The following is a 10,801-nucleotide window of genomic DNA, read 5'->3' on the forward strand; positions in this document are numbered from 1 at the left end:
CATTATCAACAAGCTGGGTGGCCACGGCCACCCCGACCACGAATTATTTCAACTGAAGCGGGTAGCGCTGCCACAGAACGTGGACCAGGAAGCCGGCCAGTTCGGTGTCGCGGGCGCTGACGGCCGCGCGGATCTTGTCCAGCAGCACCATGTCGCTGCACGAGCGCACGTCGGCGTGGTTGGCCTGCCCTGCCCTGCGTGCGCGGTAGCGCGCCGCCCGCTGTGCATCGCTCATGGCATACCCGAACTTGGGCGGCCGACCGCGTTTGCGCGGCAGGGTCAACTCCAGGGTTCCGGGGTCATTGTCATCACGCATGGCGGGTGCGATCGGCGGTAATTCAACAGGGGGTGCGCAATTTATCGTGAGGCATCACTTTAATCCAGCTTTTTCTGCACCTTTGTTGCGTTGCAGCGGGCGGGACACCGCATCCACGCATGGCGTGGATCTGCTGCGCCCTTCGCCCCTTCCGCCCCCAGCAAAAAGGGGAGCCCGCGAACGGACTCCCCTGCCTTGCCTGCTATGCGGCGCGCACCGGCTCATAGCCGTGCAGGTGCGCTTCGCTGCTGGCCCGCCCCTGGCTGAGCGAGCGCAGCGCGGTGGTGTACCCCACCAGGTTGGCCAGCGGTGCAAACCCACTCACCTCGGCGCGACCGTCCTGGTCGTCGATGCGGGCGATGCGTCCGTGGCGGCGATTCAGATCACCCACCACGTCACCCACCGATGCCGACGGCGAATGCACCGTCACTTCCATTACCGGCTCCAGCACCTGGGTGCCGCTGCCAGCCAGTGCCGCCCGCACCGCTTCCAGCCCGGCACGATGGAAGGCCAGTTCCGAGGAGTCCTTGGCATGGGTTTCGCCATCGACCAGAGTCACCTCGATACCCACCACGGGGTAACCCTGCGGGCCATCGGACAGCGCCGCACGTACACCCTTTTCCACCGCGGCGATGAAGCCACGCGGCACCACGCCACCGACGATGCGGTCGTTGAAGACCACCTCGCCATCCTCGCGCGGCGCAACGTCCAGCACCACGTGGGCGAACTGACCCTGCCCGCCGTTCTGCTTGGACACCCGGCCCACCACACCGGAAACGGCCTTGATTGGCGTTTCCTGGTAGGCCACGCGCGGCGATCCCACGCCCACGTCCACCTTCCATTCGCTGCGCAGGCGCTCGACCATCACCTCCAGGTGCAGCTCGCCCATGCCCCAGACCAGGGTTTCACCACTGTTGCGATCCGTTTCCACACGGAACGACGGGTCTTCCTGGGCCAGGCTGGCCAGGCCCTGCGCGATACGAATCAGGTCCGCCGCCCGCGCCGGGCTCAACCGCCATGCCAGTACCGGTGCCTGCGCCTGGATGTTTTCCAGTTGCAGCGGGCGTGCCCGGCTGCTCAGCGTTTCACCGCTGACCGCATCCTTCCAGCCCAGCACCGCCACGATGTCGCCGGCCACGGCCTGTTCGATGTCGTGGGTCTGGTCGGCCTGCACCCGCACCAGGCGGCTGACGCGCCGCCCCTGCGGGTGCTGCGAACTGGCCACGGCATCGCCCACCTTCAAAGTGCCCGAGTACAGCCGCACGAAGCTGAGCGCACCGTGCTGCTGGTGGGTGATCTTGAACAGCAGGCCCGCCAGCGGACCGTCCGGATCCGGCGGCAGCACGACGTCACCGTGCTCGCTCACGGCCGTAACCGCGGGGCGATCCAGTGGCGAAGGCAGGTAGTCGACCACCGCATCCAGCAGCGTCTCGATGCCCTTGTCCTTGAACGCGGCACCGGCCAGCACCGGCACCCCTGCGCCGGCCAGGGTGGCCCTGCGCAGCGCAGCGCGCAGCAGCGCTGCATCGATGGCGCGACCGTCCAGCCACGCATCGGCCAGCGCGTCGTCGTGGTCGGCCACCGCCTCGATCAAGGCCTGGCGGTGCGCCCGCCACTGCGCGCGCGCGGCATCGTCCCACGCCGAAACGGTGGTGGTGCCATCATCGTGCCACTGCAGCACGCGCTCATCGACCAGGTCCACCCAGCCGTTGAAAGCACTTTCGCTACCCAGCGGCACACCCAGCGCCCACGGCCGCGCCTGCAGCTTGTCCTGCATCTGCTCCAGCACGCGCCCGAAGTCGGCACCCACGCGGTCCATCTTGTTGACGAAGGCAATGGACGGCACGCCATGCCGGCGCGCCTGGCGCCACACGGTTTCCGACTGCGGTTGCACGCCGTCCACGGCCGAGAACACGGCAACGGCACCGTCGAGCACGCGCAGCGAACGCTCCACTTCAATGGCGAAGTCGATATGGCCGGGGGTGTCGATCAGCGTGAGCCGGTGCGGCGGCAGATCGCGCGGCGCCCACTGCGCCTGCACGGCGGCGGCGCCGATGGTGATGCCACGCTCGCGCTCGATCGCCGAAAAGTCGGTGGTCGCATTGCCGTCGTGCACTTCGCCGACGCGATGGATCTCGCCGCTTTTCCACAGCAGGCGCTCGGTCAGCGTGGTCTTGCCCGCATCGATGTGGGCAATGATGCCCAGGTTGCGGCGACGGGAAAGGGTCTGGGTGTTCATGAGATAGGTTCCTGCAAAGCCAACTTCAGGGGCCGCACACCCCGGTTGGCGACAGGGCGTGCGGCTAGCGTTCGGTCTCGGCGATCTGGTGCATGGCACGTTCTCCTTGGGTCGAGCCGGCGGCGCCGGCGACGTTGAAAATGAAATTGCGGAAACGAAAAGAGCGCCCCGAAGGGCGCTCTGTGGATGGTCCAACGATGGCCGTATCAACGGCTTCGTGGCACTCCAGGCAGACACGCCCGTTCCGCGCTTGCGCGGGTCAGGGTGAAAAACTTCAGGAGCGGCATCCGGTTCATGCAGCGCATTCTAGACCTGCCAATCTGGCGCGCAAGGGGGTATTGCGCGCACTCATGGAACAATGAGGTGTGGTGGGGTGTGCGGGGTCAGATCCCTTGGCCATGCCAAGGGCTCTGACCCCAGCAACGGCCGGTCACTCGCAGCCGTTGATCCGCCGCGCGTCGCCCACAGTTGCCGCGTTGTCGCCCGTCACCGACACCCAGCCCTTCAGCGAATAGGCCGGATCGACTTCGCCACGGCGCGGGGTGGTATGGAAGGTCACTTCGGTCCAGCTGCCAACAGCACCCAGCTCGCTCAGACGTGCGTCCTGGTCTTCGTCCGTGCTGAAGCTATCGCCAGGCTTGGAGCGCTTGGCCGTGTTCACCGTGGCGGTCTTCACCGCACGCACCCGCAATGCGCCATTGGGCATGCGCTGGCTGGTCACATCGTAGCGCTCGGTACCGTACGCCCACGGGCGCTCAGCCTGGCGGCGCACTTCGCTGCCATCGTCGGCTACGGCAATCGAGCCGTCCACCATCTCGGCAATGGCCGCATAGCTGGTGTAGCCGGCCATCATGGCCTGAGCGCCGATCATCTGCCGCTGCTCCAGCGGCAGTTCGCTGGCAGCGGGCTTCATGCCCGGCAGCTTCAGATACGCAGACTTCCTGCACAGCACCAGCACCTGCTGGTCGGCCCACGCCATCATCATCTCACCGCCCACGTAGTAGTGCGTGGTGAACAGATCAGGCGTGGCGCCCTTGCCCTTGGCGCTGCGCGTTTCGATCGAGGTGGCCTGGTCGGCCGCTTTGCTCAACGACACCGAGGTCGTGGCTGCATTGGCCGCGCACGCCGAAGCAAACATTGAAGCGACAAGTGCGGTACGTGCGAAGGGAGCTTTCATGGGGGGTCATTCCGTTGAAGAAAAACGAACCGCCAAGGATACGTCGCGGCGCGAACGGAAGCTTTGCTGCTTGGGGTCAGAGCCTTTCGCTGGGCGAAAGGATGTGACCCTGAGCATTCAGTTCTCAGCTGGCGGATCGAAGTCGAAACGATGTTCAACGAATCCACCCTCGTCCCTCCCGTCACGCTGTGCGGGCACGTAGCACCAATTCCACACAGTCTCTGCGGCAGCCGCATCCTGCGCCGGGTCACCACTGGACTGGACAACCTGGACGGATCGAAGCGTGCCCGCAGCGTCGACCTGCATGCGAACAACGGCGGCACCACCGGAAAGCCGGTCGGGCGGATACTCAAGCGGATTCAAGAACACCGAAAAGAATGAGATGGAAGGCTCGGACGATCGGGTCGCCTTGAAACTGCAGTCATCACGCCGATAGAAGCGCTTCTCGCGCGCTTGCACGATCCGCTTCAACGATGCCACGGCTTTCTCCACACAGGTGTCCGCGTGCAGCGCAAGACGACTTCGGCAGACCGTGTCAGCCACGCGCTCAGGGGCGGAGTCCTGCACGCACGCTGCGGACGCCAGCATGCAGACCGTAGTGGCGGTAACGCGAAGCAGCTTCATGGTGGCAGGCCGGTGGGAAACGGGCTGCACAGGATCCTATCGGCCAGCCCCGCCGGTCCATGCAACTTGTCCGAAATTCTCGCCTGGGGCCGACCCTGGGGTCAGAGCCTTTCGCTGGGCGAAAGGATCTGACCCCGTCGACTCAGGTCACTACCACCAGCGGGACGCCACGCTTGGGGTGCTGCAGCACCACCACATCCTGCTGGTATACGCGCTGCAGATTGGCTTCGGTGAGCACCTGCAAGGGCGTGCCATCGGCGGCCACCCTGCCCTGTTCCAGCAGCACGATGCGGTCGGCGTAACCGGCCGCGAGATTCAGATCGTGCAGCACCACGATCACGCATGCTCCAGCTTCGGCGCAGGCGCGCACGCTGCGCAGGGTACGTTCCTGGTGGCGCAAGTCGAGGGCTGCGGTGGGCTCGTCCAGCAGCAGCAGCGGCGTGTCCTGCGCCAGCACGCGGGCGAAGGTGGTGCGCGCCGATTCGCCGCCGGACAACTGCTGCACTTCGCGCAGACGCAGCGCCTGCAGCTCGGCCGCATCAATGGAGGCTTCCACGCGCGCATCGTCCACGGCCGGATCGGGTGGGTGCGGCAGGCGCCCCATCGCCACCACTTCTTCAACGCTGAAGGCGAAGCGAACGCCATGCTCCTGAGGCATCACCGCGCGCTCGCGCGCCAGCGGCCCGGCCTTGTACGCGTGAAGTGCACGGCCGTTCAGCGCCACGTCGCCGACGTCTGCGCGCAGGTCGCCCGCAGCCACCGCCAGCAAGGTGGATTTGCCGGCACCGTTGGGCCCCACCAGGGCAGTGACCGTGCCCGGCGCGAAATCCAGGGTGATGCCATGCAGGATCTCGCGCTGATGGCGGCGCACCACCACATCGCGCAGGCTCAGCAAGGCGCTCATGCAGCCACCTTGCGGCGCTGCTGCAGAACCAGCCACAGGAAGAACGGCGCGCCCAGCGCGGCCGAGAACAACCCCAACGGAATCTCCGCCGGCGGATCCAGCGTACGCGCGGCGGTGTCGGCCACCACGATCAGCAGCGCGCCCAGCACGCCCGATACCGGCAGCAGCCAACGATGCCCCGGGCCCACCAGCAGGCGCGCCACGTGCGGCACCACCAGGCCCACGAAGCTGATCGAGCCGGCAAATGCCACCGCCGCGCCCACCAGCAATGCACTGAAGGCCACCAGACGGCGGCGCGTGCGCGCCACGTCCAGGCCCAGGTGCTGCGCCTGGCGCTCACCCAAGGCCAGCATGTCCAGCGGTGTGGCCAGGCGCAGCAGCGCGAACACGCCGATGGCGAACAGCGGCAGCACCGCTGCCACGTCCGACCAGTTGGCGCGTGCCAGCGAACCCATCTGCCAGAACACCAGCGACTGCAGCTCGCTTTCGCTGGCGATATAGGTCAGGAAGCCGATCAGCGCCGAACAGAACGCGGCCATCGCAATACCTACCAGCAGCAACGTGGCATTGCCGGTGCCCTTGCCCGGGCGTGCCAGCGCATAGGTCAACCCGATGGCCGCGGCGCCGCCCCCGAAGGCCGCCACCGGCACCAGCCACCCGGCGGCACCGGCCGCGCCCAGCACGATGGCCGCCACCGCACCCAGCGCCGCACCCTGGCTGACACCGACGATGCCAGGATCTGCCAGTGGGTTGCCGAACAGGCCCTGCAGACTGGCGCCCGCCATGGCCAGCGCCGCGCCCACCATCGCCCCCAACAGGGCGCGCGGAATGCGCAGCTGCCAGACCACCGCCAGGTCGCGGCTGCTGACCGCCTGCGGATCGACCAGGCCCAGCTTCACCCCCAGCGCCTGCAGCACCTCCAGCGGCGGCAGCCGCAGCGGGCCCACGGCGAACGACGCCAGCACTGCCCCCAGCAGTGCCAGCAACGCGACCAGCAACATCACCCGCCCGCGACGGCGGCGCCGATCCGCAGGGCTCATGCCGGCGGCAGCGCCGCAAAGGCCTTGGCCAGCGCCAGCGCACCCGCACCCGAGCCCACGCTGGTGTACTTCAGCTGCACATCCGGCAGCACCCAGACCCGGTTGGCGGCGCCGGCCGGGGTCTGCTTCAGGGTCGGGTAGGCCTTCCACAGGCCATCAGCACCGCCGAACTGCTGCAGGTCGTGTTCGGTCACCAGAATCACTTCCGGCGCCGCGGCCACCACCCCCTCGTTGCTCAACTGCGAATAGTTCTTCACCCCGGCTTCGGTGCCGATGTTCACGCCGCCAGCCAGCGCGATCAGCTGCGCCGAGGCGCTGTCAGCACCTGCGACGGTGGGCAGACCGCCGGCGCCGGTGGCCGACACGTGGATCACGCGCGGCGCATGGGTCAGGCCCTTGCCGATCCCGGCGGCCTCATCCAGCTGGCGCTGCACCTGGGTGGCCAGGCTCTGCCCGGCATCGGCCAGACCGATCGCCGCCGCGATCTTGCGCACCTTGTCCGGTGCCGGCTGCAGATCGTCCACCACCACGGCCGGCTCGCCCACTTCACGCAGCTTCTTCGACAGCTCGGTGTGGCGCCGCAGGCTGTTGCCCAGGAACAGCGAGCCCTGCAGGCTCAGTACGCCTTCCACGCCGGTGGTGCGGTTGAACAGGAACTGATGCGGCGCGGCCAGGCCGGCCTGGGTGGTGGTGTTGGTGGGCGCGGCAAACACCTGCTTGCCAGCGCCCAGCGCTTCCAGCACCGCAATCACGTCATCGCCGCCGGCAATGATCCGGCTGGCATCCTTCACTTCCACCTGCGCGCCATCATCACTGGCCACCGTAGTCGGCAGTGCGGCCTTCTGGTCCTGCAGGGTCGGCACATCCACGCCGGCCACGCGCTGCCAGCCGGTCGGCAGTTCCTGCGCAGCGCTTGCCGAAGCAGTGGCAGAACCCGCTGCCGGCGCAGCGGCATCGGTCGCGGCCGGCGGCGCACTGCCACCACAGGCAGCCAAGGCCAGCGAAACGGCCAGCGGGAGCGCACACAGGCGCAGATGGGAAGCGAAGTTCATGCAGATTCTCCTTGCTGGCCGGGCGAAGGCACTGCCCTCGCCCGGCACGGGGGTTACGGCTGGCGCAGGCTGATGCGGGTGATGCGGTCACCCTTGGGGTCTTCGGCGCCACGCGACTTGTTCACGGCAAACACATTGCCCTTGCCATCGGCGCGCACGTGGTTGGGCAGCGTGCCGCCATCCAGGTTGCCAACGATCTTGCCATCACGGTTGACCGCGGTAACCGTACCGGCGCCACGGTTGGTGACGTAGGCCAGGCCGCTCTTGTCATCGAACGCAACGTTCAGCGCGCCGGCGCCGACCGGCACATCGTGCACGACCTTGCCGCTGGCCACATCAACGATCAGCAGGTTGTCGGTGCCCTGCGAGGCGACGTACAGACGGTTCTGCTGCGCATCGAAGGCCACGCCCGAAGCGCTGATGGAATTGCCCAGGTCGATCACCTTGTCCACCTTGCCGCTGGCCACGTCGATCACCGCCGCTTCCGGGGTGCCGATGCTGACGGTGAACAGCTTGCCGGCCTTTTCATCCAGCACCAGGCTCATCGGGGTGAACTTGCCTTCATCCACGCCCGATTCCAGGGTGATCGATTCCAGCGGCTTCAGCGTTTTGGCATCGAACACCGACAGGTGGTCTTCGCCCGTCGCCGAAGCAAACACCGTGCCGTGGGTGCCATCGACCACCACGTCGCGCGCATGCGGCACGGCATCGACCGGGAACTGGTGGACCAGCGACAGATCCTTCTGGCGGTAGACGGCCACGGTGTTCTGGCGGGTGTTGGTGACCCACACGTTGCCGTTGGTGTCATCCACGCCCACGCCGTACACCGCATAGACCGCGCCGTTGGTGCTGCCCGGCACCTGCGCCGGGGTGATCGCCTTGGTCACCTTCAGGCTCTTGGGGTCCAGCTTCAGCAGCTGCGACTGGGTAACCGGCGGGCGGCCCACGGCCGAGGTAACGAACACAGCGTTGCTGGCGGCGCTGTAGGCCGACTGGTACAGGCCCGGCACCAGCTTGTTGGACTGGGTGGCGAACTGCTGCTGGCCCGACAGCGGCAGCTGCGGCGAGATGCGCAGCTTCAGCACGGTGGCGGCCGCCGGCTGGCTGGCGCGCACCACCACCGGGTGGGTGCCCGGCACCGCATCGGCCGGGATGGCCAGCTGGGTCTTGAAGTTGCCATCGGCATCAACCACCACCGGCTGGCTGTTCAGCACGGTATCGCCGCGCACCAGACTGATCTGCTGGCCGGGCACGAAGCCGCGGCCGGTGACATCGGCGGTGCTGCCCGGCACCACGTTCTCGCCGCGCGAGACCACCTGGCCCTTGAAGGTCGCATTGGCCGGCTGGTCGAACACCGGCTGCGCCGATGCAGTAACGGCCAGCAACAGGCCGGCGGCCAGGGAAGTAAGACGGAAGGAAGAACGGGACGACATGGAAGGCTCCTTGCACACGTAGGCCGCGCCGCGTGGCGCGGGATTCATCGGTTGCCTGGGCCGCTGCACATCGACAGCCAAGCCTGGGTAGTGGGGTCGCACGGGTTGGCCGTGCGCGGTTGTCATTCGTTGGCGTTCGCCGCGGCCGGCGCCTTGCCATCCGCTTCGCTGCGATCGGCCACGCCGTAGAGTTCATGCAGAGCGGCATGGAACGAGGCCGGCAGCATCGGGCCATGGCCCAGCCCCGGGAACTCGCGGTACTGCACCTGCAGCGCCGGCACCTTGGCCAGGCGCGTGGACAGCTGCAGGGCCGCATCCGGGGTGGCACCGCCAATGCGGCGCAGGTGCGCGACCACGCGCGGGTTGTTCATATCGCGCTTGCCGCGGTCACCCACGCGCTCGGCACCGCCCAGCATCAACCAGACCTTGGCCGGCTGGCCGTGCACGTTCTGCACGAACTGCTGTTCCGGATCGCCCAGCGCAGCGCCCTGCGCCCACCACAGCGACGGGCTGGCGGCCAGGAAATACTGGAAGGCTGCCGGGCGGGTGTACAGCGTGTTGAGCACGAACAGCCCGCCCAGCGAGTGGCCCCACAGCGCCTGCTGTTGCGGGTCGATCTTCGCGCGGCGCTCGACTTCGGGCTTGATGCGGCGCTCGATCACATCCAGGAACGCGGCGGCGCCGCCACCGGTGGCCTGGGTGGTGCCGGCCTCGTCGTCGGCCCGATCGATCCAGGCGGTGTAATCGCGGGTGCGCGACGGCGAATCGATGCGCAGCTCATTGTCGTAGCCGATCATCACCAGCACCGGCGGCGCCTTGCGGGCGGCCAGCTCGGCCAGCAGCGGCTGGTCCAGCACCATCGCCACCGCATTGCCGTCCAGGGCGTACAGCACGGGTGCGGGGGTCTTGCCCGCCTTGGCCGGAATCGCCACGTTCACCCGCCAGCGGCGCTGCTGGTCGGGGCTGTCGATCACGAAATGTTCGAAGCGGTAGCTGGACGCAGGTTCGTCCAGTACGGTGCGGCCCATCAGCTGCTGCGGGTTGCGCTGCTGTGCATGGGCGTAGGGAGCGGCCATCAGGACCCCCATCATCAGGGCGGCCAGACAGCCGACGGAGCGTACGGAAAACATCATGGGTGACGGATGCGGCGGGCCGGGCCGCCTCTTCATCAAGGGACCGCAGTCTATCCTAGATGCGAATGCTTATCACCTAGATCAAACGTCACGCTGTGTATCACGCGCGCGTGTGCACACCCGGTGTGCATACTGCCGGCATGCGCGCTACCTCAATCACGTTACTGCCTGTTCGACGATGGCTCGCCCCTGCCCTCGCCTGCGCCGCTGCATTGGGCACGGTCGGCTGCTCCCCCAGCCCGCGCGCGGGCGTGGATTTCAGCGACATCGACATCACCCCCTGCCCCGACCAGGCCACCCTGGAACGGGAGCTGGCCGGCGTTACCGCGCGGCTGCGCGTGGCGCTTCCCGGTCGCTACGCCGGCCGCCGCATTTCCTGTAACCCGCTGAAGGTGGTGGTGCTGCTGAAGGGCGACACCCACTACCAGACGCGCAGCATGCAATGGCCGCGCGGCGAGGTGACGGTCGAGTTCGTTTCAGGCAGTCGTTACGCGACTGAAGACCTGAACGCCGCCGTTGCCAGCGGTTTGCTGGCCGCGCGGTTCCCCGGCGCGCACGGCATCGGTACCGATGCGGTGAACGGGCGCATTCTGGTGGACGCGGCGGATGACGCGGCGTATGCGCGCTACCAGGCCGCGGCGGCTGAACTGGAGAAGGAGCTGGGCGTGCCGATCGCCATCAAGCGCGGCAAGGGCGATTGGCGTTTGTAGCGTCGAGCTTGCTCGACTGAGGCCCGGCTTTTGTAGAGTCGAGCTTGCTCGACTGCTTTCAATCCGGCAGTCGAGCAAGCTCGACTCTACGAAGAGCAAAGGGCAGTCGAGCAAGCTTGTATGTTCCCGCCGGCTCCTACGAGGTATGTAGGAGCCAGGGTGGAGGGACCGTC

10 protein-coding genes are annotated in these 10,801 nt (G+C 67.5%); 1 reads left to right on the forward strand and 9 read right to left on the reverse strand.

Annotated features, from left to right (window positions below):
• Positions 1-43: 43 nt before the first annotated feature.
• The 9 genes from G4G00_RS11585 to G4G00_RS11625 all read right to left on the reverse strand — a co-directional run bounded on the left by G4G00_RS11585 (position 44) and on the right by G4G00_RS11625 (position 9,918).
• Complete coding sequence (locus tag G4G00_RS11585) at positions 44-316, reverse strand: hypothetical protein (protein ID WP_079221882.1); 273 nt, start codon at positions 314-316, stop codon at positions 44-46.
• A 202-nt stretch (positions 317-518) separates the two neighbouring features.
• Positions 519-2,555, reverse strand: coding sequence for an elongation factor G (fusA, locus tag G4G00_RS11590; RefSeq protein ID WP_164273605.1), 2,037 nt, complete (start codon positions 2,553-2,555; stop codon positions 519-521).
• Positions 2,556-2,985: 430 nt separating this feature from the next.
• The gene (locus G4G00_RS11595; protein WP_164273608.1) at positions 2,986-3,732 is read right to left on the reverse strand and encodes a hypothetical protein; all 747 of its coding nucleotides are present in this window, start codon (positions 3,730-3,732) and stop codon (positions 2,986-2,988) included.
• 117 nt (positions 3,733-3,849) lie between these two features.
• Positions 3,850-4,356: an energy transducer TonB gene (locus tag G4G00_RS11600; RefSeq protein ID WP_164273611.1), complete on the reverse strand. Its 507-nt coding sequence runs from the start codon at positions 4,354-4,356 to the stop codon at positions 3,850-3,852.
• Between the two features lie 142 nt (positions 4,357-4,498).
• The gene (locus tag G4G00_RS11605) at positions 4,499-5,260 is read right to left on the reverse strand and encodes a heme ABC transporter ATP-binding protein (RefSeq protein ID WP_164273614.1); all 762 of its coding nucleotides are present in this window, start codon (positions 5,258-5,260) and stop codon (positions 4,499-4,501) included.
• Positions 5,257-6,300, reverse strand: coding sequence for an iron ABC transporter permease (locus G4G00_RS11610; RefSeq protein WP_108756165.1), 1,044 nt, complete (start codon positions 6,298-6,300; stop codon positions 5,257-5,259). The genes G4G00_RS11605 and G4G00_RS11610 overlap by 4 nt, the downstream gene beginning before the upstream one ends.
• The gene (locus G4G00_RS11615; protein ID WP_164273617.1) at positions 6,297-7,352 is read right to left on the reverse strand and encodes an ABC transporter substrate-binding protein; all 1,056 of its coding nucleotides are present in this window, start codon (positions 7,350-7,352) and stop codon (positions 6,297-6,299) included. The genes G4G00_RS11610 and G4G00_RS11615 overlap by 4 nt, the downstream gene beginning before the upstream one ends.
• Positions 7,353-7,405: 53 nt before the next feature.
• The gene (locus G4G00_RS11620; RefSeq protein ID WP_164273620.1) at positions 7,406-8,785 is read right to left on the reverse strand and encodes a YncE family protein; all 1,380 of its coding nucleotides are present in this window, start codon (positions 8,783-8,785) and stop codon (positions 7,406-7,408) included.
• Positions 8,786-8,907: 122 nt separating this feature from the next.
• Positions 8,908-9,918, reverse strand: a complete 1,011-nt coding sequence (locus G4G00_RS11625; protein WP_164273623.1) for an alpha/beta hydrolase-fold protein — start codon at positions 9,916-9,918, stop codon at positions 8,908-8,910.
• A 251-nt stretch (positions 9,919-10,169) separates the two neighbouring features.
• Here G4G00_RS11625 and G4G00_RS11630 point away from each other — a divergent pair, with 251 nt between their 5' ends.
• Positions 10,170-10,628, forward strand: coding sequence for a hypothetical protein (locus G4G00_RS11630; RefSeq protein ID WP_159093960.1), 459 nt, complete (start codon positions 10,170-10,172; stop codon positions 10,626-10,628).
• Positions 10,629-10,801: the final 173 nt, after the last annotated feature.

The sequence above is a fragment of the Stenotrophomonas sp. B1-1 genome, assembly GCF_010894375.1.
In the GTDB taxonomy this organism is placed as follows: Bacteria; Pseudomonadota; Gammaproteobacteria; order Xanthomonadales; family Xanthomonadaceae; genus Stenotrophomonas.

Bases quoted from the DNA above. Each gene is read 5' to 3' on its own strand.
- G4G00_RS11585 (WP_079221882.1), bottom strand. From the start codon at position 316: ATGCGTGATGACAATGACCCCGGAACCCTGGAGTTGACCCTGCCGCGC.
- fusA (WP_164273605.1), bottom strand. From the start codon at position 2,555: ATGAACACCCAGACCCTTTCCCGTCGCCGCAACCTGGGCATCATTGCC.
- G4G00_RS11595 (WP_164273608.1), bottom strand. From the start codon at position 3,732: ATGAAAGCTCCCTTCGCACGTACCGCACTTGTCGCTTCAATGTTTGCT.
- G4G00_RS11600 (WP_164273611.1), bottom strand. From the start codon at position 4,356: ATGAAGCTGCTTCGCGTTACCGCCACTACGGTCTGCATGCTGGCGTCC.
- G4G00_RS11605 (WP_164273614.1), bottom strand. From the start codon at position 5,260: ATGAGCGCCTTGCTGAGCCTGCGCGATGTGGTGGTGCGCCGCCATCAG.
- G4G00_RS11610 (WP_108756165.1), bottom strand. From the start codon at position 6,300: ATGAGCCCTGCGGATCGGCGCCGCCGTCGCGGGCGGGTGATGTTGCTG.
- G4G00_RS11615 (WP_164273617.1), bottom strand. From the start codon at position 7,352: ATGAACTTCGCTTCCCATCTGCGCCTGTGTGCGCTCCCGCTGGCCGTT.
- G4G00_RS11620 (WP_164273620.1), bottom strand. From the start codon at position 8,785: ATGTCGTCCCGTTCTTCCTTCCGTCTTACTTCCCTGGCCGCCGGCCTG.
- G4G00_RS11625 (WP_164273623.1), bottom strand. From the start codon at position 9,918: ATGATGTTTTCCGTACGCTCCGTCGGCTGTCTGGCCGCCCTGATGATG.